The sequence below is a fragment of the Pedobacter sp. AC379 genome, assembly GCF_979258145.1.
Genome location: NZ_OZ409839.1, coordinates 5,783,498 through 5,809,362 on the forward strand (window position 1 = coordinate 5,783,498; position 25,865 = coordinate 5,809,362).

24 protein-coding genes are annotated in these 25,865 nt (G+C 36.8%); 14 read left to right on the forward strand and 10 right to left on the reverse strand.

The genetic code is table 11. The features are described 5' to 3' along the window. Positions 1 to 94: 94 nt before the first annotated feature. From porN to ACZZZW_RS24855, 6 genes are all read right to left on the reverse strand, one after another. Complete coding sequence (gene porN, locus ACZZZW_RS24830; protein WP_463497463.1) at positions 95 to 1,006, reverse strand: type IX secretion system ring subunit PorN/GldN; 912 nt, start codon at positions 1,004 to 1,006, stop codon at positions 95 to 97. 7 nt (positions 1,007 to 1,013) lie between these two features. Further along, a complete protein-coding gene (gene porM / locus ACZZZW_RS24835; protein WP_055912933.1) occupies positions 1,014 to 2,546 on the reverse strand; it encodes a type IX secretion system motor protein PorM/GldM in 1,533 nt (510 codons plus the stop codon). A gap of 40 nt (positions 2,547 to 2,586) precedes the next feature. Then, a complete protein-coding gene (gene porL / locus ACZZZW_RS24840; RefSeq protein WP_055912936.1) occupies positions 2,587 to 3,393 on the reverse strand; it encodes a type IX secretion system motor protein PorL/GldL in 807 nt (268 codons plus the stop codon). Positions 3,394 to 3,433: 40 nt separating this feature from the next. Next, complete coding sequence (gene porK, locus ACZZZW_RS24845) at positions 3,434 to 4,759, reverse strand: T9SS ring complex lipoprotein PorK/GldK (RefSeq protein WP_055913341.1); 1,326 nt, start codon at positions 4,757 to 4,759, stop codon at positions 3,434 to 3,436. 224 nt (positions 4,760 to 4,983) lie between these two features. After that, positions 4,984 to 5,754 carry a uroporphyrinogen-III synthase gene (locus ACZZZW_RS24850; protein ID WP_055913344.1) on the reverse strand — a complete coding sequence of 257 codons (771 nt, stop codon included), beginning with the start codon at positions 5,752 to 5,754 and terminating at the stop codon, positions 4,984 to 4,986. A 14-nt stretch (positions 5,755 to 5,768) separates the two neighbouring features. Continuing rightward, complete coding sequence (locus ACZZZW_RS24855; RefSeq protein ID WP_055912939.1) at positions 5,769 to 6,746, reverse strand: DUF4271 domain-containing protein; 978 nt, start codon at positions 6,744 to 6,746, stop codon at positions 5,769 to 5,771. A 141-nt stretch (positions 6,747 to 6,887) separates the two neighbouring features. Between ACZZZW_RS24855 and hemW the strand changes: the two genes are divergently transcribed. The 8 genes from hemW to ACZZZW_RS24895 all read left to right on the forward strand — a co-directional run bounded on the left by hemW (position 6,888) and on the right by ACZZZW_RS24895 (position 14,323). Next, positions 6,888 to 8,021, forward strand: coding sequence for a radical SAM family heme chaperone HemW (gene hemW / locus ACZZZW_RS24860; RefSeq protein ID WP_055912942.1), 1,134 nt, complete (start codon positions 6,888 to 6,890; stop codon positions 8,019 to 8,021). 66 nt (positions 8,022 to 8,087) lie between these two features. Continuing rightward, complete coding sequence (locus ACZZZW_RS24865; RefSeq protein ID WP_463497471.1) at positions 8,088 to 8,870, forward strand: SDR family oxidoreductase; 783 nt, start codon at positions 8,088 to 8,090, stop codon at positions 8,868 to 8,870. Positions 8,871 to 9,138: 268 nt separating this feature from the next. Continuing rightward, positions 9,139 to 9,690, forward strand: coding sequence for a fasciclin domain-containing protein (locus ACZZZW_RS24870; protein ID WP_055913348.1), 552 nt, complete (start codon positions 9,139 to 9,141; stop codon positions 9,688 to 9,690). Positions 9,691 to 10,053: 363 nt separating this feature from the next. After that, positions 10,054 to 10,287, forward strand: a complete 234-nt coding sequence (locus tag ACZZZW_RS24875) for a hypothetical protein (protein ID WP_055912948.1) — start codon at positions 10,054 to 10,056, stop codon at positions 10,285 to 10,287. 110 nt (positions 10,288 to 10,397) lie between these two features. Further along, entirely contained in the window at positions 10,398 to 11,183 is a 786-nt protein-coding gene (locus tag ACZZZW_RS24880; protein ID WP_055912951.1) for a DUF3050 domain-containing protein, read from the forward strand. A gap of 127 nt (positions 11,184 to 11,310) precedes the next feature. Continuing rightward, positions 11,311 to 12,189 (forward strand): cupin-like domain-containing protein, encoded by an 879-nt coding sequence (locus tag ACZZZW_RS24885; RefSeq protein WP_463497476.1) that lies wholly within the window; start codon positions 11,311 to 11,313, stop codon positions 12,187 to 12,189. Positions 12,190 to 12,288: 99 nt separating this feature from the next. Continuing rightward, entirely contained in the window at positions 12,289 to 12,903 is a 615-nt protein-coding gene (locus ACZZZW_RS24890; protein WP_235526176.1) for a sugar O-acetyltransferase, read from the forward strand. 52 nt (positions 12,904 to 12,955) lie between these two features. Next, complete coding sequence (locus tag ACZZZW_RS24895; RefSeq protein WP_055912957.1) at positions 12,956 to 14,323, forward strand: S41 family peptidase; 1,368 nt, start codon at positions 12,956 to 12,958, stop codon at positions 14,321 to 14,323. On the opposite strand, the gene ACZZZW_RS24900 is transcribed toward ACZZZW_RS24895, so the two are convergent. After that, positions 14,324 to 14,749: a YybH family protein gene (locus tag ACZZZW_RS24900; protein WP_055912960.1), complete on the reverse strand. Its 426-nt coding sequence runs from the start codon at positions 14,747 to 14,749 to the stop codon at positions 14,324 to 14,326. It abuts the gene before it with no gap. 93 nt (positions 14,750 to 14,842) lie between these two features. Here ACZZZW_RS24900 and ACZZZW_RS24905 point away from each other — a divergent pair, with 93 nt between their 5' ends. The 6 genes from ACZZZW_RS24905 (at position 14,843) to ACZZZW_RS24930 (ending at position 21,268) form a co-directional block, all read left to right on the forward strand. Continuing rightward, complete coding sequence (locus ACZZZW_RS24905) at positions 14,843 to 15,724, forward strand: carbohydrate kinase family protein (protein ID WP_055912962.1); 882 nt, start codon at positions 14,843 to 14,845, stop codon at positions 15,722 to 15,724. A 338-nt stretch (positions 15,725 to 16,062) separates the two neighbouring features. Then, the gene (locus ACZZZW_RS24910; protein WP_055912965.1) at positions 16,063 to 17,160 is read left to right on the forward strand and encodes a vWA domain-containing protein; all 1,098 of its coding nucleotides are present in this window, start codon (positions 16,063 to 16,065) and stop codon (positions 17,158 to 17,160) included. A 53-nt stretch (positions 17,161 to 17,213) separates the two neighbouring features. Then, complete coding sequence (locus ACZZZW_RS24915) at positions 17,214 to 17,507, forward strand: DUF3861 domain-containing protein (protein WP_055912968.1); 294 nt, start codon at positions 17,214 to 17,216, stop codon at positions 17,505 to 17,507. A 21-nt stretch (positions 17,508 to 17,528) separates the two neighbouring features. After that, positions 17,529 to 19,016, forward strand: coding sequence for a sigma 54-interacting transcriptional regulator (locus ACZZZW_RS24920; RefSeq protein ID WP_055912972.1), 1,488 nt, complete (start codon positions 17,529 to 17,531; stop codon positions 19,014 to 19,016). Between the two features lie 9 nt (positions 19,017 to 19,025). After that, positions 19,026 to 19,772: an AAA family ATPase gene (locus tag ACZZZW_RS24925; protein WP_055912975.1), complete on the forward strand. Its 747-nt coding sequence runs from the start codon at positions 19,026 to 19,028 to the stop codon at positions 19,770 to 19,772. A gap of 245 nt (positions 19,773 to 20,017) precedes the next feature. Further along, positions 20,018 to 21,268, forward strand: coding sequence for a metallophosphoesterase (locus ACZZZW_RS24930; protein ID WP_055912978.1), 1,251 nt, complete (start codon positions 20,018 to 20,020; stop codon positions 21,266 to 21,268). Between the two features lie 200 nt (positions 21,269 to 21,468). Here ACZZZW_RS24930 and ACZZZW_RS24935 read toward each other — a convergent pair whose 3' ends face one another. The 3 genes from ACZZZW_RS24935 to ACZZZW_RS24945 all read right to left on the reverse strand — a co-directional run bounded on the left by ACZZZW_RS24935 (position 21,469) and on the right by ACZZZW_RS24945 (position 25,797). Beyond that, on the reverse strand, positions 21,469 to 22,158 hold the full coding sequence (locus tag ACZZZW_RS24935) for a response regulator transcription factor (RefSeq protein WP_055912981.1): 690 nt from the start codon (positions 22,156 to 22,158) through the stop codon (positions 21,469 to 21,471). A gap of 78 nt (positions 22,159 to 22,236) precedes the next feature. Then, positions 22,237 to 23,910, reverse strand: a complete 1,674-nt coding sequence (locus ACZZZW_RS24940; RefSeq protein ID WP_055912983.1) for a sensor histidine kinase — start codon at positions 23,908 to 23,910, stop codon at positions 22,237 to 22,239. 3 nt (positions 23,911 to 23,913) lie between these two features. Next, positions 23,914 to 25,797 (reverse strand): S9 family peptidase, encoded by a 1,884-nt coding sequence (locus tag ACZZZW_RS24945; protein WP_055912986.1) that lies wholly within the window; start codon positions 25,795 to 25,797, stop codon positions 23,914 to 23,916. Positions 25,798 to 25,865 lie beyond the last annotated feature (68 nt).

Here is a 25,865-nt window from a genome sequence, read left to right on the forward strand (position 1 = left end):
TCATCCGCTCATCATATTTTAGAAAGATTTTCCAATACGGTTAAAACGGGATATAAAAAAAGGCTCCGATTTAATCGAAGCCTTTTTAATTAGATTAGTATTCCCACAGACCTTGTTCGTAATCAAGAACAGATTTTTTGATCCTTTCTGATTCGTACAATCTTTCTCTCGGGTTAGTGATAATATCTCTGATTTTATTGTCGCCAGGATTTGATTCTTTAACAATATAGCTGCTAAATAAACGGCGGATAAAGAAATCATCAAAACTTAATGATGAAGCGTCATTATTAGTATTAATTAAACGCTTTTTAGTTAAAATTTCTCTTGCTTCCGGATAATACACCCAAAATACAGGCTGCCATTGTTTAGAAACCTCATTGTATTTTAATGGTGCGATACCTACAATACGAGGCTCGAAAATAGAACGTTTGGTATCAAAAATCCAATCTTCTTTAATTCTGAATTTTAAGAACAATTCTGGATTGAAGTCATTTACTACTGTAGTTACCGTTCCGGTTTTATTGTTCGAAACCTCTGCTGTTCCTAAAGCCGACTTTGCTGCAGAATCTGCAGACATTGGATTAAGAAAAGCATCATCCTCGTTTAACGCACTATCAATTGGTGAATATGCGGTGAGTTCGTCCTTTTTAATGGCTGAAATTAACACATCAATCAATCTAGATTTCGGTGATTTTAAGGCCGAATTAACAGTATCACGTAAATCAATTTCCCTCCAGATCCGTTTTGCATAAAAAACATCCTCTTCCCTAACATCTGCCAAAGGAACCATTTCAGTACTGTCAATATCCTTACGGGCATAAAAGCCATCTTTCGGTGGTACCTTAAGCTTCTTTTTAGCCGTTTTAACAGGAGCTTTCACAGTATCTACTGCGGGTGCAGCAGCTACCGGCGCAGCTTTTTTTGGTGCTAACCTGGTAGGCTTTCTCTGTGCAAAAGCAAATGTGGTTAACAAAACTAAAATAGCAATACTTAGAATCCTTTTCATCTTCTTTTTATTTTACGCTAAACGCTAATGAAGGCAAAATTTTCTGGCGGCCATCTGGCCCAATAGAAACGATATCTTCAAAAAACACCCTTGTACCAGGCGTAATCGAGTTTATGGCTCCCTTAACCGCACCTGCAAAACTGCCACCACTACCAGGAATGGTAACAGCATCAGAACGAGGTTTGATAATTGTTAACTTATAACGTTGTATTTTAAATTTAACATCAAAAGGGAAATCATCCAGATCTGCCTCAATTTCAGTTTCGCTTTTTAATTGTACCGAAGCTACATCCCCTCCAGCGCGGCCACCAACCTTAGCTACAGGAGTTGGAATTCCTTTAACCCTGAATTTTTGTGAGCCCAAGCTAACCGTTTTACCAGCGTTATTTGCGGATACATTAATGGATACTTCCTGACCAACCAGGCTGCCCGGAACGTTAACGTTATAGTTTCCGTTAGCACCAGACATTGAACCTCCTGAAATGGAAGCACGAACGCTTTCTAGTGGGAAACCTGCCGCCGATACTGTAAATGGATTCGGAATACCTGCATAAATTACATTCAGTTTCGTTGAAGAAACAGATGCTGAAGGTTTCGCTACCTGATAAGTTTGAGGCTGGGTTTTGTATTCCTTTACCTGCCCATCAGTTTGACGAACGCGTACAGTACCCACCCAGGTAAACTGTCCAACGCTACCTGTACCGCCAGTGTATGTTCCTTTACCGTCTTTAATAGACAATTTATTCCCATTAACTGTAATATCAGGTGTTGATCTGGAATCGCTGGCTGTTAAAAATACTTCCGCGGTATAAGGCTGCCCTTGAATCACATAAGAAGTAGGTGCTACTGCAACTGCTGCAAACTGATCAAGATTAACCTGTGCCTTATCCATATTTCCGAACAATTTTTTAACAACTTCTGCTTCAGCATTCTTAGTATCTGTTTGCAGTTTAGTTAAAATAGTCATTGCAGCAGTTAATGGCGTACCCTCACCGAAGTAAGTTTCTTGCCAGTTGCCTTTTCTTTTTCTTGCAGGATCTTTGGCTTCAAGAGAGAATGCAACACTTGCTCTATCTTCCTTATCCAATAAAGAGATTAGCTTTTCGCGGGTTGCATTAATTCTTTTCTTTAACTCATCTGCCTTCTTTTGATTGATCATGATATTTTGAGCAATATCCTGATTTGATCTGTTTACTAAGTCTTCAGTTTCCGGATCGATTCCGTCACCAGCCTGAGTAAACTCTTTTTTAATGCTTTCAATATAGTTATTTAAATCATCAGCTGCCTTTTGCGCTTGTTTAGCCCTATCGTAAATAGGCTGGGCGCGTGCTGGCTCTTCTTTTAACTTTGAGTTTTCGAAGGCAGAAAATAATTGATTAATACTTGTATTTACATTGTTTTTAGAGGTATCCAAACTATCGTTGATATTTTTGAATGCATCTAAAATGGTATCTGATACGTTTAAGGCCAACATCGCCAACAATACCAAATACATGATATTGATCATCCGCTGCCTCGTTGTTTCTTTTCCGCCTGCCATGTTTGATGTAGCTTTTCCTTTAAATTAAAAACTAAACAAATTATACACGTGGGCTGTTCATAGCCGATAGCATATTGCCATAAATTGCATTAAGCGATGATAGGTTTTTAGCCAATTTGTTCACCTCTTCTTTAAACTGTTTCGAATCTTCCATCGATTCGTTAAAGTTCTGCATGGTTAAAGATAGGTTTGAATAAAATTTATTCATCGATTTTAAATGCGCACTCGAATCCTGTAATTCTAATTCATATACAGCATTTAAAGCAGATAAATTTTTAGCCAAATTGTTAACCTGGTCATGGTATGCCTGAGAATCTACGTTGCTCTCGCCCATTGCTTTTAAATTAGCTGTTGCCTTTTCAAAAGATGCACTTAAATTGTCGAAACCAGCTGATGCCGTTTTAACTTTTCCAGTAAATTCGTTAGTAGCCGTAGAAGCATCAGCAACGTTAGAAATTGTTGCCACTTTATCACCAAAAGTACGCAAACCTGTACCCAGGCTTTCAATCAGCTCTGGTCCGATTTTAGCGTCAGATAACATTTTGTCTAAAGCTGCTGTGTTCGAAGATCCTACTGCTGCAACCGGTCTTGCTGATGCTGTTGGTAACTCACCTTTAAAATCTGCATTTAATTCTGGGTAAACCCTTTCCCATGCTGGTTCTGGTTCTGGTGGAAAAAATCCGGTTAAAAAGAATAAAAATGCTTCCACTCCTAGACCAAGCCCAATCATGTAGTTACCCACAATTCCACCAATGTGTAGAATTTTAAATAACGCTCCGATAATTACAATACTTGCTCCCCATGAAATCGCTACGTGTAACCAGCCTGGTTGTTTCTTTGCTGCCATAAAATTTTGATGTTTTTCTTTAGTTTTAGTTTATTTTGGTTTAATTTCTTAAGTCGGTACCAGGGTAAGATGAAACACATCTGAAACCAATATATGATCTTTGTGTATCTTGATATTCGTAAGTAGCTACTGCATTTTGTAAGAAATAGCCAGTATCTTTCCAAGATCCACCTTTAACTACCTTACGCTTTTTATATTTGCTATCATTAGCGCCCGCGTCATAAGTAAAGTTAGGATTCAGATCATGTAACAATGGGCTGGCACCTTTATTATATGCGGTTAATGTCCATTCAGAAACATTACCAGCCATATTGTACAAACCGTAATCGTTAGGGAAATAAGATCTTACACCTACAGTATAAATACCACCATCGCTCGAATAATCACCACGGCCTGGTTTAAAATTGGCCTGCAAACAGCCTTTGGTATTTCTAATGTAAGGGCCACCCCATGGGTATTTAGTTTTGGTATTGCCACCTCTTGAAGCATATTCAAATTCTGTTTCAGCAGGCAATCTGTAATCTGATCTTGATCCAACCGGAAGTTTTCTGGCTGTGGCAACACCATCATACAATCTTGTTCTCCAGTGAGAGAATGCTTTTGCCTGCTCCCAGCTTACGCCAACTACAGGATAATCATCATAAGAAGGGTGATTGTAATAACCACGAACCATTGGATCGTTTTGTGAATAAGAATAATCCGTTTTCCAAACCATTGTATCCGGATAAATAGCAACATTATAACGGTCGATATAATCCTGACGCTTAGCATTTGGATTCTTATGGCCAATTGCTGCCTTTTCCATATTGAGTTCGGCGTAAGAATATTCAAACTTGCGAACATCCAGTTCTTTTTTGCCTGGAAGAGCATCTAAACCTGAGTAATACATCCCATCAAGCTGACTAGCCTGAGCAGCAGCAGTACCTCTACCCCTGTTGCGCCAAATATTTGAGCCATTTGGTCCAACTCTTTTCCAATCGATGTATTTTTCTCCACCAACTGCAGCGGCAGCATTACCTCGTGGGGTAATCATAAACTGCTGAGGATTGCCCATCATTACAATAGCAATCGAATCGCGTACCCAATTGGTAAACTGGCGATATTCAGCGTTTGAGATCTCAGTCTGATCCATGAAAAATGCACTGATAGTAGTCATTCTACTTGGCCCGTTCTGAGAAAAGGTAATATCTTCATCAGAACCTCCCAGTGGAGTATGCCCAGGCGGTATATAAACCATTCCTAGTGGGATTCTATCGTTTTTAAATTTTCGGTTATAAGCACCCACTAGCTCACCCTGACCGCCATGGCCACAGCTTGCTAGCATCACAGTTATACCTACAATAGCTAGAAAGTAGATTTTCTTCATATTTTTTACGGTGTGCAAAGCACGATTAGGAGCAATTTTATCAAAAATCACTACAATTATCAACAAAAGCAAATATTTTACATGAAATCATCACTAAAAGGCAATTAAAATTTTGTTAACTAAATTTTAACCACCTCTAATTTTGTTAATAATATGCGTAACTCTCTTATTTACAGCGAAGTTACGCATTTATTATAATGACTAAAAATAATTTATAGAATGTATTATTTATTAGATATTTTGATGTAATTCTCAATAGCCATCGTCATTGATGGCACACCTGGGGTTGGTGCGGCGATATCTACAATAAGATCCATATCCGTACAAGCCTTACTTGTATTCGTTCCAAAAGCTGCAATACGCGTGTTGTTTTGTTTAAAATCAGGGAAATTTTTAAACAAAGACTGGATACTTGACGGGCTGAAAAAAGCAATAACATCATAAAAAACTTCAGCAAGATCAGATAAATCGCTCACAACTGTTTTAAATAAAACAGCAGGAGTAAAATTATATCCGCTCTTTTCAAGAAATTTCATGGTATCTTCCGTAGCCATATCCGAACAAGGATATAAAAATTTCTCGTTCGCATGTTTTTTTAACACTTCAGCTAAATCTGCTGCAGTTTGTTTTCCGAAAAAGATTTTACGCTTTCTGTATTGAATGTATTTTTGCAGGTATAATGCGATGGTTTCGGAAAGACAGAAATATTTTAGCTCTGCAGGTACGTCATAACGCATTTCTTCGCAGATTCTAAAAAAATGATCTGCTGCATTGCGACTGGTGAAAATAACCGCAGTAAAATCGGCTAAATTGATTTTATCTTTCCTAAAGTCTCTTGCTGGCACACCTTCAACGTGAATAAAAGACCTGAAATCAACTTTTAAGTTGTGTTTTTTGGCCAAATCGTAGTAAGGAGATTTTTCTGTTTCAGGTTTTGGTAAAGTAACCAAAATACTTTTTACTTTGCGGATTCTAGAGTCGTTCTTTTCTTGCATTTTCCTTTTTCCTGCTACAGCCCTATCGTTTTTATTAGTATTAGGATAGGACATATTTCGAGGGCGCAAAAATACAAAAATAAATGCATTTTAGAAAACTTATTATTAGAAAGTATAGTTATACCCGCTCTCAGTAGTTGGAAAGCAAAAATTATGCCTAACAACAAGAACGCCAACACGATATACACGGCCCCATATTTAAGCGGCGACAGGGCAAAAGCGACTACCAAAGGGATAAATAATAGCGAAGCATTGAAGTAACTGAGGTACAATATGGAAATATATTCACCCACCGGTTTCTGAACATTGAAGAGGTAACCTAAAAAACGCAAAAGGATAAGTTTCAGCGCATAAAAAACAATAATTGTAATGGAGATGCTGAAAAAAAACTTAAATCCATCCTTTGCCTGGTACATATCATTCCATTGTGCCACAAGGAAAAAAAACATCCCGAAAACAAACCCAAACTGTACAAAAAGCAACAAAAATGGCCACGAGCTAAAAAGATTGTCTTCTTTGTTAATATTGTTTAAAATCCTGTTGCTAAAAAACGATTGTACAATTGCTGAAAGTTGCTTCGAAAATGCATTTTTTAAAATGGCAAAAATGATTAACATGCCAAAAATAAATCCCAATAAACCAACATTTCCTTTCGGAATTTTTGTACCCAGTTGATAGGGGTTTGCTTTTTTCTTTAAATGGTGGTATTTCTTATGCCATGCCCATAAATCGAGTTTTTTAAAAAGATATTCCTTTTCAATGGTATCTATCAGGGCGTTTTTATTAATTAAACTATCAGGCAATACCCAAGTGTGATGAATGAGAGAATCCGTAGAAAATTTTTGCCTGGCGAGTTTTGCAGAATCCGGCCTGTACCGCCTGTACCGATACTGATTTACTATTGCACTATCCGTTTGTACAGGAATTTGCTGGGCTGCTACAAATTCTGCAGACCATAAAAACGCGAACAAAATGAAAAGAAATTTCGGCATGTAGTCAATCAAGCTTAAAGTTGCAAAAGTAGTTGAATAATCATTGTTTACCTAAAGAAAATAAATGGATAATTTTACAACTCTGGCAGAAGTAGGTTATTATGACATTAAAGAAAAACTAACTTCATTATCTTTGCGCCAATGGCTGGTATCTATATCCATATTCCTTTCTGCAAAAAGGCTTGTCACTACTGCGATTTTCACTTTAGCACTTCCTTAAAATATGCTGATGAAATGGTGGGTGCGATCTGTAAAGAAATTAAAATGAAAAAAGACCGGATTTCTGGTCAGGTTGGAAGCATTTATTTTGGTGGGGGAACGCCTTCTATTTTATCTCAAAATGCTTTACAAAAGATTTTTGATGCCATTAACCATACTTTTTCAGTTGATTCTGCTGCCGAAATTACCATCGAAACCAATCCCGATGATTTAACTGCGCAGAAATTAAAAGCGCTTAAACAGCTTCCCGTTAACCGCTTTAGTGTTGGTATTCAATCTTTTTATGATGAAGATTTAATCTGGATGAACAGGGCACACCACGCCCGGGAGGCTGAAGATTGCATTAGAAGAAGTCAGGATGCCGGCTTTGAAAACTTAACACTCGATTTAATTTACGGGTACCCCTTACTCACCGATCAGAAATGGCTGAACAACATTGCAAAAGCAATCGAGCTGGAAGTTCCACACATTTCAGCTTATGCTTTAACCGTTGAGCCGCGAACCGCCTTAGCTCATGCCATTAAAAACAAGAAACAAATACCTGTAAGCGATAACCAAAGTGCGGCACAGTTTGTAATTTTAATGGAAAAACTGGTTGAGGCAGGTTTTGACCATTATGAAATTTCCAATTTCGCCAAGCCGAACCATTATGCAGTACACAATACCAATTATTGGAAAGGTATAAACTATATTGGCATCGGGCCTTCGGCACATGGTTTTGATGGACAGAACAGATACATGAATCCAGCAAATAATGCTTCATTTATAGAAAGTTTGGCCCATAATAAACTCCCGGAAATTGTTGAAACGCTTAGTATTCACGACAGATTTAACGAGTATGTAATGACCTCCCTGAGAACGATGTGGGGAACCGATCTTAAAAAGATAAATGCAGATTTCGGGAAAGATTTTTTGGAAGAAACTACATATAACCTTAAAAATTTCGAGGATAAGGATTGGCTGATCATTGATGGGGATAATATCCGTTTAAGCAAGAATGGAAAATTATTTGCCGATCATATTGCTTCAGAATTGTTTATTATTGAGAATGATTAAGGAAATGGATTAGTTATATTTCAGAAAACCCATAGTTCATCATTCTTTAATTCAATATAAAATATTATGTCAAAAATTGTATGGATTACAGGTGCATCTTCAGGAATTGGCGAAGCATTGGTATATGAATATTTTAAGGCTGGTGATAAACTTATTATTTCAGGCAGAAACCGCGACGAACTTTTTAGGGTGAAGGGCAATTGCCAAAATTCTTTTAATGTACATGTGCTACCCTTCGATTTGAGCGAAACGACTACCCTCGAAAGTAAAGCTGCTGACGCGATACGCATTTTTGGCAAAATAGATCTATTGATCAATAGCGGTGGCGTTAGTCAGAGAAGTTTATCACTCGAAACCAATCTTCAAACGGAACAACAGATTATGGACACCAATTTTTGGGGAACGGTTGTACTCAGTAAATCAGTTCTTCCATCAATGATTGCCAATGGCAGTGGCCAAATTGTGGTTATTAGTAGCTTGGTAGGAAAATTCGGCACCAAATTCCGTTCTACCTACGCTGCTTCGAAACATGCTTTACATGGTTATTTTGATTCGCTCCGTTCGGAAGTTTATGATAAAAACATTGATATAACCATCATATGCCCAGGTTTTATTAAAACCAACGTAACTTATAATGCACTTACCGGAGATGGCAACCCGCTAAACAAAATGGGTGATGCTCACGAAAACGCCATGACGCCCGCTCAATGTGCAAAAGAAATTGTAGACGCTGTTAAAAGCAAAAAAGAAGAGGCTTATATCGGCGGGAAAGAAACCAAAGCGGTTTTATTGAAGCGTTTTTTTCCAAAAATTTTTTCAAAAAAAGTAAGAACTGCTAAAGTGAATTAGCTTATAGATGCCGGTTGGCAATGAGACTGTTCAGCGATTCTTTAACGCTTGCAAATCGGTCAAATTTTCATGATAAGTTAAAAACAACCGGCTGTTAAATAAACTTGGTTTCGCTGAGAACTACAGCAGCACATTTTAAAAATCATAAAACAAAAAAAATAAAACACTAATAATCAAATGATTAAAGAATAATTTTCATTTCTAAAAACCAAGCATCTGTAAGCCGTCGTAAATGGAATCAAATAACAGAAACTTAAAATTAGAAATAATGAAAAATTTAATCTTATCAGTATTTGCCGTAATTACAATGGCATTCACAACCCAAGTTTACGCTCAAAAAAACCCAATGGTGGGTGGAGCAGCAATGTATCCTGCTAAAGATATTGTAGACAATGCAGTAAACTCAAAAGACCACACTACATTAGTTGCAGCAGTTAAAGCAGCAGGTTTAGTAGAAACTTTAAAAAGTAAAGGTCCTTTCACCGTTTTCGCACCAACAAACGCTGCATTCGATAAACTTCCTGCAGGAACTGTTGATAATTTGGTTAAACCAGAAAACAAAGCTACCCTTACAAAAATTTTAACTTACCATGTTGTTGCAGGTAAAATGGATAGCAAAGCCATTGCAAAAGCAATTAAAGCTGGTGGTGGTAAAGCAGAATTAACAACCGTAGAAGGTGGTAAACTTTGGGCTTGGATGGAAGGCAAAAAATTAATGTTAAAAGATGAAAAAGGTGGAATGAGCACTGTAACTATTGCAGATGTTTATCAGAAAAATGGTGTAATTCACGTAGTTGATACCGTATTAATGCCTAAATAATATTTAATATATCCTTTTGATCAACAAAAAACGTTCTGGCAATAGCTGGAACGTTTTTGTTTTAAAAAAACAAACTACATTAAATCCATAGTTATTTATTTATCGTAAATATGGGCATAACAGCAAAATATATCCTTATTAATTGATATTACTCGACCCGTGTGATTTTTTAAATTAACGTTTTTGCTTAACCGTAAAAACGTTTTTTTATGTGTAAATGGTAGTCTGGGTTGTTTTTAATTTATTGTCAGCCATTTTTCAAGTTTTAGCTTTCGTAAAGCCTGTTGTTTTTTAACTATTTAATTTTGCTTCATTAATAGTTATTTAACATGAAATTCAATTTAACATAGAGATACCTTATTTATGCCAACCGGATACTGGCACTGGATGAAATATCTGGACGGATCATTCTCAATTAGTTTAAGAGCCTGGGACAAAAGCTGGGCCGTGAAAGCAAAAAGCTTGTATAACTTAACTTTACAGCGTAAATTTGACGACTTTATGAAAGCCAACTACCGCGAAAAGTACATGCACTGGAAAGAACAACTTGCGGTTAAAAAAGCAAATAAAGCATTAGAAAAAAATTTACCAAAATAATAATTATTGAATGATGAAATGAAGGAACGATTGGATGGGCATATTTTATGATGCTAGTTTAATCATTCTCGCATTCGCAATTTAAATTCAATAACTCAATCATTCAATATATGCATCCTAACATTATAAAAATTCAAGAGAGAATAGAGCCGCTAAGGCAAGAAATCATTAACCATAAAGTTTATTCGGCCATTAGTGAACTGGAAGATCTCAGGATTTTTATGGAACATCACATATTTGCTGTTTGGGATTTTATGTCGCTGCTTAAAGCCTTGCAGATCAACCTCACTTGTACCACCCTTCCGTGGTTTCCGGTAGGTGATCCGGTAACGAGGCAATTAATTAATGAAATTGTAGCAGGCGAAGAATCGGATGTTGACGCAAATGGTGCGATCAAAAGTCACTTTGAGCTTTATTTAGATGCAATGAATCAATGTGGTGCCAATACGAAACCGATCAATAACTTTTTGGAAGGTTTAAAAAATGGAAAAAGTTTCGAGGAAGCTTTCAAAACAGCAGAGGTGCCTGCAAGTGCTCAGGATTTCGTTAATGCCACTTTTGAAACCATTAATAGCGGAAAAACACATTTACAAGCAGCTAGCTTTACATTTGGCCGTGAAGACCTGATTCCAAACATGTTTTTTAGCATGGTAAACGATTTAAACAGTACACAGGCTGATAAAGTATCAATTTTTAAATATTATTTAGAACGTCATATCGAAGTAGATGGCGACCACCATAGCCACCTCGCATTATCGATGACGGAGAAACTGTGCGAAAATGATGAATCTTTTTGGGTTGAAGCAGAAGAAACCACCAAAAAGGCCCTTCAAAAAAGGATCGATCTTTGGGATGCTGCCTATGCCGAAATTGTTAAAAATAAAGTTGTAGCGTAATTATTAAATTGTTAAGTATTTGCTAATTTAGATTACGTGATTTTAGTCACATTTACCTCTGAACATCGATTTTGTAAAATAAAATTTACACATTTGTTGTTCGGCACAAATAACCGATTTTAAGCGCATGAGTTTCATTTTAAAACCTGTTGATATCGTTGAGAGCATCACTCCCGAAGATTTTAAGAAAAATTATCTGAAAACTAAACGTCCGTTAGTAATCAGGGGCCTAACTAAAGATTGGCCTGCCAGAGAAAAATGGACAACCGAATATTTAAAACAAATTGGCGGTGATCTGGAAGTTCCACTTTATGACAACTCTAAAGCAGATCCATCAAAACCAATTAATGCGGCTACCGCACACATGAAATTTGGCGATTACCTCGATCTGATTAAACGTGAACCAACGGAATTAAGAATCTTCTTTTTTAACCTGTTTAAAAAAGTACCAAGTTTAATAAATGACGTAAAAATCCCTAAAGATTTAATGGGTGGTTTTATCGAAAGTATGCCAGCAATGTTTTTTGGTGGTTCTAACTCGGTAACTTTTTTACATTACGATATTGATTTACCGCATATTTTCCATACCCACTTTGGTGGCAGAAAACACATTGTACTTTTTGATAACAAATGGAAAGACAGGTTATATTGCTTGCCAAATGCTACTTATGCTTTGGAAGATTATGATGTGGCCAATCCTGATTTCGAAAAATTTCCTGCGTTAAATGGTGTTGAGGGATATGAAGTTTTCTTAGAACATGGCGATACCTTATTTATGCCTACAGGCATGTGGCATTGGATGAAATATCTTGATGGTTCATTCTCGCTAAGTTTAAGGGCTTGGGATCAATCGATCACACGTAAAGTAGCCAGCGTTTGGAGTTTATTTACCCATGGCGCGATTGACAGTTTAATTAAAATGACTTTTAAAGAAAAGTATGCGAACTGGAGAGAGAAAAAAGCAGTAAAAATTGCAGAAAAGGCTTTGGCTAAAGGCAGACCTTAATGTTATTATAAGCAAAATATAGCGGGGCATCGGGTTACGGTAGCCCCGTTTTTTTTTACATATTCTATTTTAACACAAAATAAAATCAGACATCTATAAATGGATCCCGAAATACTCACCGAGAAAGAAAAAATGTTGGCCGGTAAAGCTTACCAGGCTGGTGGAGCAGAATTATCAAAAGAGCGGTTAAAAGCACGCGAAATTGTTTATGAATTTAACAATCTTGCTCCAAAGTTTATTAAACAACGCAAGGAGTTATTAAAACGACTTTTCGGAAAAACAGAACGCATGTTTTATGTTGAGCCACCCTTTAGATGCGACTATGGTTATAACATTGAAATCGGCGACAATTTTTACGCCAATTTTAACCTTGTTATTTTAGATTGCGCTAAGGTTAGTATTGGGAATAGTGTTTTTATTGCGCCAAATGTTGCTATATACACGGCCGGGCACCCTATCCACGCACATTTAAGAGATCAGGAATATGAGTGGGCGCAGGAAGTAACCATTGGCAACAGCGTTTGGATTGGTGGGAATGTTGTGATTAATCCTGGTGTTACAATCGGATCAAATGTGGTTATCGGATCTGGCAGTATTGTTACCAGGGATATTCCGGATAATGTTTTCGCTGCCGGCAACCCATGCAGAGTGATCCGCCAGTTGACAGATGCAGACAAAGATTACTATTATAAAGATTTTAAGTTGGAAGAATAATCTTTATGCAACTTTAACTTTCTTTATATCGTCTTGAAAGAAAACTTATATGATGAAAACAGCTATAACATTTTTCTGTACAATTTTTGTTTCATTGCCTGTATTCGCACAAAGTATTTCCAAAGCAGATGCTATTGAAGATATCAATTTTCTTGATAAAACGATAAGAGCAGTACACTATAATCCATTCTTATTTTCTTCAACCTCTAAATACCTGAAGAAAGTAAATCAATTAAAAAGTTCCATTCCAGATTCTATTGATACCAAACTTTTTACTTTGAAACTTACAGAAATGACAGCTGTTATCGGTGATGCCCACACTGCACCAACGATTATACAATCTATTTTTAAATCAGATTTCCGTAAGCCTATTTTTTTGCCAATAACATTTATTGCCGACAAAAAAAACAAAGTTTATGCAGATGGAAAATCAAAGTCTGATATTATTCCGGCTGGAGCGGAAATTCTTTCAATTAATGGAACATCAGTACAAAAATTTTATCAGGAATGTGCATTAAGAAGTGGCGGGCTCCAATCCTACAGCAACGAAATCGCGATCAAAATGATGGGCTATAACTTATATCTTTCTGATATTAAAGCACCATTTAAAATAGTATATATCTACAAAAACAAAAAACAGATTAAAACCCTTTCAGAAGGAACAATTTTAAGAAATATAATTGCTGATGTATTTCCAAATTTGGTGAATAATCCATATTCATTCAGAATATTAAAGAATAAGATTGGTTATTTAGAATTAAATACTCTTGAAGGAGATTACCATCCATACTTAAAGTTTTTTGATTCATGTTTTACCATTATAAAGGAAAAGCACCTCAAAACCATTGCAATCGACATCAGAAAAAACACCGGGGGCAACTCTATTAATGCAGATTTACTTTTAGGCTATTTCAACTCAAAAAAATATACGCTAACAAGCGGAAAATACTGGAAAATAAGTCGGTTGTATAAAAACGAATTAATTAAACATGGAGATAGCAGTAATATTTACCTAAAACAGGATGACGATAGCATTTGGCAAACCGAAACATGTGCGCCATATGATCCAAAATATATTAGTGAAGAAGCATTTTTCAAAGGTAAAGTTTACGTTATTACCGGACCGATGACATTTTCGAGCGCAAATATGCTGGCAGACGGTATAAAGAGATTTAATCTCGCAACACTAATTGGCGAACCTACTGGAGAAAATACAAACGACTTTGGTGAAGGCTATCGCTTTCTGCTTCCCAAGAGCAAAATTAGCATGAGTGTATCCACAAGTTTTGATATGGGGGCAGATTGCAACGAGAAAACAAAACATCCTGTCAATCCAGACAAGTCTATCTACACGAGCTACATAGATAAAATTAAAGGTACCGATCCTGTACTTTTATATATATTAAAGGAAGCGGAATAACTAACTACTATGATCAACAATTACTTTCCATTCTCCTTTAATTTTTTTGATCAAGAGTGTAAAATATCCTTTTAACTCGTCTTTTTCTCTTTTAACATTCCAACTCCCCAACACAAAGGCCAGGTCGGGTTTTAAAAAATCTACTTTTTTTATCCCGAACACTAAAAAGCCCATGGCAGATTTATCCGGATAACCTTTTTTATAATTATCCAAAGTTTTTTGCCAACCATATGTTGGTCCGCTTTTACCCACAAAAAGTAAACTATCCGATTTTTCGTATCCTTGCATAAAAGCTTCCACATCACCTTTATTCCAATCTGTACGTTGTTTTTCGAGCAGGTTGAGAATTGCTTGTTTTTCTTTTGCATTTTGGGCAAACACGCTGAATGACATTAAAAGCAGGGCAATTACGAGTAGTTTTTTCATGATGGTTTAAAATATGGTAAAAAATAAAGATATGAAACAAATTATTTTGTTCCATGCGTAAAAATTCTTTATTTACGTATCTATAAATCTTCTATGCAAAATAAAGTAATTACAATTGGCGAAATACTTTGGGATGTTTTCCCGGAGGGAAAAAAAGCTGGCGGCTCAAGCATGAACGTAGCACTCAACTTACACAAACAAAGTATAGAAAGTAGTTTTATCAGTGCTATTGGAAACGACGAAAATGGTAGAGAACTATTTAATTTTTTAGCCAACAACCATTTTGCAACCGATTTAATCCAGGTAAATGCAGAACTGCCAACCAGTACGGTTGTGGTACAGCTGGATGAAAACCATCAGGCTACCTATACCATTAAACAGCCGGTGGCCTGGGATGATATTAAATTAACAGATGAAAATATTGCAGCAGTTAAAGCGGCGGATGCTTTGGTATATTGCAGCTTAACCTGTAGGGAAGAAAAATCAAGAAAAACCATTCTTGCACTTTTAGATGATGCAAAAATTAAAATATTCGATATTAACCTTCGGGCGCCCTTTTATACTAAAGATTTAATAGCAGAACTTTTAGCAAAAGCTGATATATTAAAAATAAACGAGGATGAAATTTTATGGGTTAAAGAATCATTCGGTTTAACTGGCAATACCGACGAACAGCTTTTAAAACAACTTTCTACTCAATTTAATATCGAAACCATTTGCCTTACACTTGGTGATAAAGGTGCTTGTGTATTAAAAGATGGCAAATTGTTTAAACACAAGGGCTATAAAGTACAGGTGGCCGATACGGTTGGTGCCGGTGATGCTTTTTTAGCCACGTTTATAGCCTGTTATTTGCAAGGCTACCCAATGGAAACCACTTTAGATAATGCCTGCAAAGTTGGCGCTTTTGTAGCCTCACAAGCTGGTGCCAACCCTGATTATAACAAAAAGATCTACCATATGGCGCTTGGGTAAGCTTTTGCCTTTTTGCCACGGATGCACGGATTAACACGGAAAGTTTAACCTAATAGGTAGGAGTTAAAACGGTGGGGTTTGCGTTAGGGATTGGAAGGGTTCGGTACCGATCCTTAATCGGTACCGGAGCGAAGCGCAGCCCTGAAAAGCCCGACCCTTGCGCAGCTTGGGAAACGCCCGGATCAGTTTGACAGCTTTTAGTTGACAGTTTATAGTTTCAATTTAACCATTCTTTGGTCTTTCAGCTTTTACCTTTCTGCTTGGCACCAAATATGACACCGCGCTTAAATTAATGCAAATCGAAACTTTTATCTTCGATAAATCGTTAATACAAGCACATGAGAGGTTTTCGTTTTTCTGATTATAAGCCTGGCGATACGCCAAAGGGTGGGTTTGATGAGTTGCTTAAATTATTTAGCGAATTGCTAAATTATACAGCTGGAGATGCAGCAGAGGCTTTAAGCTGGCTGAACGAACTCGACAAACAATATAAATTAACCAATAATGATTACGGAATCGGTAATTTTATTGACGACCTGAAAGATAAGGGCTACCTTACGGAAGACAATCAATCGGGAGAATTTAAAATTACCGCTAAAACGGAACAGACGATCCGTAAATCGGCATTGGATGAAATTTTCGGGAAACTGAAAAAATCTGGCCGCGGGAACCACAACAGCAACCAATCGGGCATTGGTGAAGAAAAAAATGCCGACAGGCGGGAGTATAGTTTTGGTGATAGTTTAGACCAGATTGATATGACTGCTTCGATTCAAAATGCACAAATTAACCATGGCATTGGTGATTTTACATTAACCGACCGAGATTTGGAAGTGGAGGAAAAAGATTTTAAAACCTTAACCTCTACTGTGCTGATGATTGATATTTCGCACTCGATGATTTTGTACGGTGAAGATCGGATTACACCTGCAAAAAAAGTAGCAATGGCTTTAGCTGAGCTGATTAAAACGAAATATCCTAAGGATACACTGGATATTGTGGTATTTGGAAATGATGCCTGGCCGATCAGCGTTAAAGACTTGCCTTATTTACAGGTTGGCCCTTACCACACCAATACTTATGCTGGGCTGGAATTGGCTGCCGATTTATTGCGCCGCCGTAAAACGCATAACAAACAGATTTTCATGATAACAGACGGTAAACCAACCTGTTTGAAAGAAAATGGCAAATATTATAAAAATAGTATGGGGCTTGATAGGAAGGTAATTAACAAAACCTTGAATATGGCGGCACAATGTAAACGGTTAAAAATTCCGATTACTACATTTATGATTGCCAAAGACCCTTACCTGCAACAGTTTGTAAGGCAATTTACCGAAATAAATGGCGGAAGGGCTTTCTACAGCTCATTAAATGGTTTGGGCGAATATATTTTTGAAGATTATATTAAAAACAGACGTAAAACGGTGAAATAGTTGGGAGCCGGCATTCGGAGTATGGCGTAGGTTTATATGAGGTATTAATTAACATGGCAAAACGTACAAATACATATAAGTTAACATTGGAAGAAATATCTTTAGCAAAAGAGGAGGATGCAAAAAATGCCCCTTTAATGCTTGAGTTTGATAACCACGATAATATATTCAACATTATCAATACCATTAAAAACAAAAATATTTTTGAGGATGAAAATCAGAGTATTGAGTTTGCCATTGGTTTAAAAATGTTTACTGAAGTAATTTTAAAAAATAGAGGGCAAGAACTTTTCAAAGAACTACAACCTGCAATTGGTGAGTTTATGAAAAAACTGAAAAGTAAATAACGAATCGTACAGATTATATATATGCAAAACACAACATTAGGCCAGTTAAAGGCAACAAATTATACATCAAGAAGCGTTAAGGAAGAACTTAGAGAAAACCTTATTAAAGTGCTCCGTGATAAAAAAACTGAATTTGAAGGAATTATCGGCTATGATGAAACAGTAATTCCTGAATTGCAAACTGCTATTTTATCGCGCCATAATATTCTGCTTTTGGGTTTACGCGGGCAGGCAAAAACGCGGATTGCCCGTTTAATGGTAAACCTGCTTGATGAGTATGTGCCTTATGTGGCCGGAAGTGAAATTTTCGACGATCCGTTGAACCCGATTTCGTGGTACGCCAAAAATGAAATTGCTATAAAAGGTGATGATACCGAAATTGCATGGTTACACCGCAGCGAAAGGTATACTGAAAAACTAGCCACTCCTGATGTTACCGTTGCAGATTTAATTGGCGATGTTGACCCGATAAAGGCAGCTACGCTTAAATTAACTTACAACGATGAGCGTGTAATTCATTTTGGCTTAATACCACGTGCCCACCGCAGTATATTTGTAATTAATGAACTTCCAGACTTGCAGGCGCGGATCCAGGTGGCATTGTTTAACATGTTACAGGAAAAAGATATCCAGATCCGTGGTTTTAAATTGCGTTTGCCTTTAGATATTCAATTTGTATTTACGGCAAATCCTGAAGATTATACCAATCGTGGTAGCATTGTTACGCCATTAAAAGATAGGATTGAAAGTCAGATTTTAACCCACTATCCTAAAACTGTCGAAATTTCGCGTAAAATTACTTTTCAGGAAGCAAAACTTACGGCCGATCAAAAAGCAAACATTGAAGCTGATGGTTTGGTAAAAGATTTAATTGAGCAGATTGCTTTCGAAGCGCGTAAAAGTGAATATATCGATCAAAAATCTGGTGTTTCGGCCAGGTTAACTATATCTGCGTATGAAAATCTAATCAGCACTGCCGAAAGAAGAATGCTGATTGCTGGCGAAAAAAACACCTTCGTCCGCTTATCTGATTTAGCTGGAATTATTCCTGCAATTACAGGTAAAATTGAGCTGGTTTACGAAGGAGAGCTTGAAGGCCCGGCACATGTGGCAACAACTTTAATTGGTAAAGCGGTAAAAACGCTGTTTGCAAAATATTTTCCCGATCCTGAAAAAGCAAAAAAAACCAAAACAGCCAACCCGTATACTGAAGTAACCGAATGGTTTACAGATGGCAATAATGTAGATGTTACCGATGGTTTAACTAATGCGCAGTATAAAAAAGCGTTAATGCTCGTACCAGGCTTGTACGATATTGTTAAAAAATTCCACCCTAAACTGAGTGAAAATCAAACTTTACTTTTAATGGAATTTGTATTGCACGGTTTGGCCGAATATTCGCAACTGAGCAAAAACTTTTTAAATGGAGGCTTCGGTTTTTCTGATATGTTTGGCAGTTTATTTAATGCCGAATTTGATGAGGAAGAGGATGAAGACGATTTTAGATAACCATATTTGATGGAGTTTAACGGATATCTTTTATCGATAAGGCTTACTCAAGAACGCCTTCCTGATGGATATCCGTTTAACATTCCATGTTTAAAATCTTTTAAAGAACTCTCTTTCCATCCCAATGTTACATTTTTTACAGGTGAAAATGGAATGGGAAAATCTACCTTGATTGAAGCCATTGCCGTTCATCTTGGGTTTAATGCAGAGGGCGGAGGTAAGAATTTCAACTTCAAAACCTCAGAAACGCATTCTGTTCTGCATCATTATCTAACCATAACCAAAAGTTTCAGGAAGCCAAAAGATGGTTATTTTCTGCGCGGAGAAAGTTTTTATAATGTGGCCAGTGAAATAGATAAACTGGATGAGGAACCGGGCGGACCAAAAATTATAGATTCTTATGGTGGCATATCCTTGCACGAGCAATCGCATGGGCAATCATTTTGGTCGCTATTTATGAACCGTTTTGGGGGAAGTGGCGTTTACATACTTGATGAGCCCGAATCTGCACTCTCTGCTACGAAGCAAATTGCGATGCTTTCTAAAATGAATAGCCTGGTAAATAAAAATGCTCAATTTGTTATTGCTACGCATTCTCCAATTTTATTGTCCTACCCGAATGCTACCATATATGAAATGACGGCAAACCAGATTGAGAAAGTAAAATATGAGGAATCGGAAGTTTACAGGGTTTATAAATCATTTTTAGATCACCCTAAACGGATTTTAGATAATTTATTCAATTCTGATCATTAAACTGAAAAATGAATCAAATATTTATTTGTGACAGAATTTATTTTGACAAAAAATTCTGTCACATAAAATTTGGTCACAAACTTGTGAGCAAATTTTAAATCATATAAAAAGTTGTCACAAAATTACTGGCAAAACAGCTATTTATTAACAGCTGCAAAATTATTATTGAATATAATTTAAACAGTTTCTTAATTTAGACGCATAAACCTACCTTATTTAATATTTAAATCGAATAACCCGACCATATGGGAAGATTACCTTTTATTATTGCTGCCTGCATTTTCATAATTGCATTTGATATTTATTGCTTTAAAGCCATTGTTGCCGTTTTTAAAAAATGGAAACCCAATACCCGCAAGGTATTTTCTATTTTATACTGGAGTTATAGTCTGCTTTTAATTTTTGGTGTTTTCTGTGGAATTTACCTGAACCTTTTCCTCACTTTAAGGGCCATAATTTTAGTGGCTTTCTTTTTAACGGTAGCTTGTAAACTTGCCATGCTGCCATTTCTGGTACTAGATGATTTACGCCGGTTATTTATTAAAATTTTTAGAAAAAGTAAAAAAGCAGAAGTTCCAAATAGTACAGATACTGTAGAAGAACCTATATCCCGTTCTCAGTTTCTGGTTAAAGCTGGCCTAGTAGCGGCGGCTGTTCCTTTAACCTCATTAAGTTGGGGAATTATTTCAGGCGCATACGATTATCAGGTGCGACGGGTAAATTTAATCCTCCCGAACCTACCTAAGGCTTTTGATGGCATAACAATGGGTCAAATTTCGGATATCCACTCGGGAAGTTTTTACAACAAAACGGCCGTAAAGGGTGGCGTGGAAATGCTATTGGGCGAAAAACCAGATTTTATCTTTTTTACAGGCGATTTGGTGAACAACCTCACCAATGAAGTAAGAGATTACCAGGATATTTTTGCTAAAGTGAAGGCTCCATTAGGCGTATTTTCATCACTGGGAAACCATGATTATGGTGATTATTATTTTGGTAAAGAATCATCGCCTGCTAAGGTAAAAAACCTGAAGGATATGGTTGATGTGCATAAAATAATGGGTTATGATTTGTTAATGAACGAAAACCGCAGGTTAAAAGTTGATGGCGAAGAGATTGGTATTTTAGGAATTGAAAACTGGGGCATGGGCCGTTTCCCTAAATATGGCAAGATGGAACTGGCGGTTAAAGATACCGATGATTTACCAGTTAAACTTTTGCTAAGTCATGATCCTTCGCATTGGCGTGGAGAAGTTTTGCAAAAATATCCTCAGATAGATGCCATGTTCAGCGGGCACACCCACGGAATGCAGTTTGGAGTTCGCTTAAAAGAATTTCAATGGAGCCCAGTGCAATATATTTATAAAGAATGGGCGGGTTTGTACCAGGAGCAGAAACAACAGCTTTATGTAAATGTTGGCTATGGCTTTTTAGGCTACCCAGGCAGGGTTGGTGTTTTACCTGAAATCACAATTTTCACATTGAAAAGGGCATAATTGTGAATATATTAAGTAAAATGTAAGATTAAGCCTGTTGAAATGCTTTAATGGTTCTTCAGCGGCTACCATTTACAGGCTTCAGTAAAGCGATCGTCAATGTTGGGTACGAAGCAATCCTAAAGCACATGCTAGTAGCGATTGTTATAAGATTGCTTCGTCGGCTCAAAACGCCTGTACTATTTGATGGCACATTGTAATTATCCCGCGTTAAAACGGTACCCTACGCCCCTAACAGTTTGCAACAACTGTGGATTATCCGGATTCAACTCTATCTTCTTACGTAAGCGCACAATATGCATATCGAGCGTTCTGGTGTTTACATCAGAGTTATAGCCCCAAACGACCAGCATCAGTTCATCACGGTTAATTACTTTACCCGGATTACGTAAGAAATAAAGCAGGATACGGTTTTCCAGTATCGTTAATTCGATTTTCTTTCCATCTCTAAATAAGGTATGGATATTTGGATGGTGTTCCATGTTGCCAAAACGGTGAATTTCGGCAGTATCTTTATTTACAATAAATTTCACCTTACTCTCTAACATGGCCACTAAAACATCCATGTTAAATGGTTTGGTGATATAATCAGATGCACCAAAATTATAAGCATCAATTTTATCTACATCCTGTGCCTTGGCAGTCATCATAATGATCAGGTTTTCGAAACCCTGCTTGCGCACATTCTCACAAACTTCGGCACCCTGTTTACCAGGCATCATCCAATCCAATAAAACAATATCAGGCTGATCGGCAACAATCATTCTTTCACCAGCTTCGCCATCATTTGCTTCAAGCACGATATATCCTTCTGCTTTTAAACGGTGAGCTACAAGAAAGCGAAGATTTTCATCATCTTCTACAATTAATATTTTTACTTCTTTAGACATTTGTATGTGTGTTATATGCAGGTTGTAATGTTGGAAATTTAACTTACCGCATTAAAACCTTTCAATTTTTTAAATTTTTTAACTGTTATACGGCAATACAATTTTAAATTCAGTGCCGCTTCCTACTTTGCTTTTTACAGAGATTTCTCCCTCCATAAAGTTAACCAGTTCTTTGCAGAATGCCAAACCTAAGCCCACGCTTCCCATTTGATTATATTCATTCTGAATTCTGAAAAACTTCTTAAATATATTGTTTAATTCTGACGCTGCTATACCTATTCCCTTATCCGTAAAACGGAAAACGAGCACACCTTTAATCAGTTTTGCACTAATATGCAGTTTCTTCTGTTCAGGCTTGGAATATTTGTAAGCATTCTCTGCCAGGTTATCAAACAAACTTCCCATTAACACCGGATCGGTAATAAAGGTTTTAAAACCCACCACCTCATAAGTCATCTTAAAATCGGGATGTTTAAGCGTATGCGATTCAATGGTGCTTTCTATAAAATCAACAATATTAACTTCTTCCTGATTAAGCTTAATTGCCTTATTTTCAATTTGTGTAAAAGCCAGCAACTTATTCATCAAACCATTCAGCTTGTCGGCTTCTTCATCCAGTATTTTACCATAAAGCTGCTGCTCTTTCTGGCTTAATGCGGTAGCACTTTTAATGTTGTTCCCTGCAATTTTAATTACGCTAACAGGTGTTTTAAACTCATGGGTAAGGTTATTCACAAAATCGTACTGCAACTTAAACATTTTACTATTGATGTTCAGGTTACGGTAAATTAAAAAAGCCACCAATAAAAGCACGCCATACACTAAAAGAAGCACTAGGGCAATTGGCATGAAGTAAATAAAAATTTCCTTTTTGATGTAAGATTTCGAGGATATAAGGTACAGCTTAAAATCAGAAAATGCACCTGGCAGCGCAATTTCGGTGTTTATATTTTCGTCGGAGGTATCAATCGGATCGTAAGTTAATGGCTCTATTCTGATGGTTTGATACAATAAGGGCCTGGTATTTATAATTTTAATTTTATATGCATCAAGATTAAATACCATCACATCCTGCTGATAAACAGGGCTTGGATTTAATTTATGCCTGATCATATCCTTATATACCCTTAAATCTTCACGACTGGGAATATTGAGGTAGGTAATTTTATTCTCATTGGAATTAACGATTGAAAAATTTGTAAATAATTTTTCCTGTGTGGGTACTGATGCGGTATCTAAATCCTCAACAAATGTTGCGAGTTTGATGGCGATTGCGTTAAAATCACTCCCTACATTAAAAGATCGGGTATCATCTTCTGAGTAAAGTTTTACAGAATCGGGCTTTACCCCTTTTCCAAACTGGAAAATTGATTTCGGGCCAATACCCAGGTGGTTTGCATTTATCCCATCTTTAACGGGCATATTTTTCACTTCTGTATCGTAAAAAGTAACCTTTGAGATAAAAGGATATTTTAACATTACTGTATCTACAAACTTCGATGCTGTGGAAGAATCGAGGTAGCCACTATAGTAAGAAATTTCAGGCATTTTATTCTGAAAAAAGTCGTTATAGGGCTTTATACTTTGCTCCAGTACATTTACCTTTTCGGACACAAAATCATTCTCAATCGATTTTTTACTGTAGTTGAAGGCCAGGAAAAGCGAAAGGATAAAAAGGATGGAAATGAGTACAATAAAGGTTACACCAAGAGAGAAATTTTTGCGGTAACCACTTTTTTTATCTAAGGCCATACCCTATTTCTTACCTAGGTTTTCTTGTAAAAATTCTTCTAAAGCTTTGTACAAAGCTGTTCGCCCTTGTTGACGCATTACCGGGTTGGGTCCTTCTTCTTTTTCGATATAAGTAACCTGAACATTACGTTTTTTTAACTCTTTAATAAACTGAACGCCTTCTGCTACATTTACACGGGGATCTTTTGGGTTTTGTGCAATAAAAACAGGAGATTTAAACCGATCGGCATGAAAAACCGGTGATGCAAAACGCATATAATCGGTATCAGTTACCGGATTGCCCACAATTTCGTAATACATCTGCAAATTCGCCTTTAAAAACGGAGGGATGGTTTTTAGGTAACTAAACAGGTTAATTACACCTGAATTAGATCCACCGCATTTATAAAGATCGGGATTTTTATACAAACAATTTAATGCAATATAACCGCCAAAACCATTACCATAAATGGCAATTTTTTTTGGGTTTGCAATTTTTTGCGCAATTAACCATTTTACGCCATCATTAACGTCATCTTGTATTTTATCACTCCATTGTTTAAAGCCAGCAGCGTAAAATGATTTTCCATAACCTGTAGAACCCCGGTAATTTACTTGCAATACGGCATAACCACGGTTAGCTAAAAATTGTACCTCGGCATTGTAACCCCAGCTATTTCTTCCACCGGGCCCGTTATGTGGCAATACCACAACAGGTAAATTGACTGATTTTCTGTTTTTTGGCAGGGTTAAATAACCATTAATATTTAAACTATCGCGGCTTTTGAAAGAAATGGGTTTCATGCTGCTCATGTCTTCCTGATTAATGGAAGGACTAATATCAGTAAGCTTTTTTAATTTGTTTTCGCTGGCGGTATATAAATAATAAGATCCCGGATTTTTATCGGTAAATGTTCTTACCACAAAAAACTTATCCATCTTATCCTTATCCATAATTTTCCATTCTGTGCCTGGCAGAAGTTGATTTATTTTCGAATAAGTAAGCCTGGTACTGTCATCCAGGTAATACTTTTCCTTTTTCCAGGTTTCGCAGGTTACAAAAAGCATTTTCCTTTGTGGACGGGAATATTTAGCATCAACTACATTTAGGGTATCATTGGCAAAAAGAACCTGTTTTTCCTTCCCGGTTTTTAAATCGAGTGCAACCAGTGCATTCTTATCGCGGTTAACATTGGAAATGGCATAAAGTATATTCGGTTGATCCTCTGAAAACGCGATGGGCTGTAAAGTGGTTTCAAAATTATTGGTAATAACAGGCGCAAAGGGCTGGTTTTCGTTTTCGCGGTACATCAGCGTTTCATTTACACCATCGCTTGCAACAGCAATTTTTAACACTCCCCTGTTATCCGTCATCCATTCGGTAATATTTCCTGGATTTTTTGCTGCAATATCCATCTTACCATTCCGCACGTTGAGGCGATAAACATCAAAAACGGTCGAATCACGTTTATTAGAGGCCACAATAATGTATTTATCATCAATAAGCTGATCTTCAATAACCCTTAAACGGCTTTTTTCATTAGCACTTAACTGCACCTGTTTGCTGCCATCTTTATTGATCACAAAAATATCCGACTTACGTTCTTTAGATTCATCTTCGGTATAATAAATGAGTTCGTTATTGCTTGTCCAGAAATGAAAACTGATACTTTTTCCGTTTAAATGAGTAAGCTGCACACTGTTTCCGGTTGCCAGGTCTTCAACAAAAAGATCGAGTTTTTTATCCTGAAGTTTTAGGTAAGAAAGGCTTTTGCCATCTGGCGAGATGCGGTAATAGGCTTTATCCTGCGTTTTAAAAAAATCATCTACAGGAATAATCTCATTATTGGAACCTTTACAAGCCCAGATCAATGCAACCATTAACAATAGAAAAACTCTTTTAAGCATAAATAAATCCTTTACGGGACGACAAAAATAAGTATCATAACAACTTAACTGCGATTTACACCAACAAT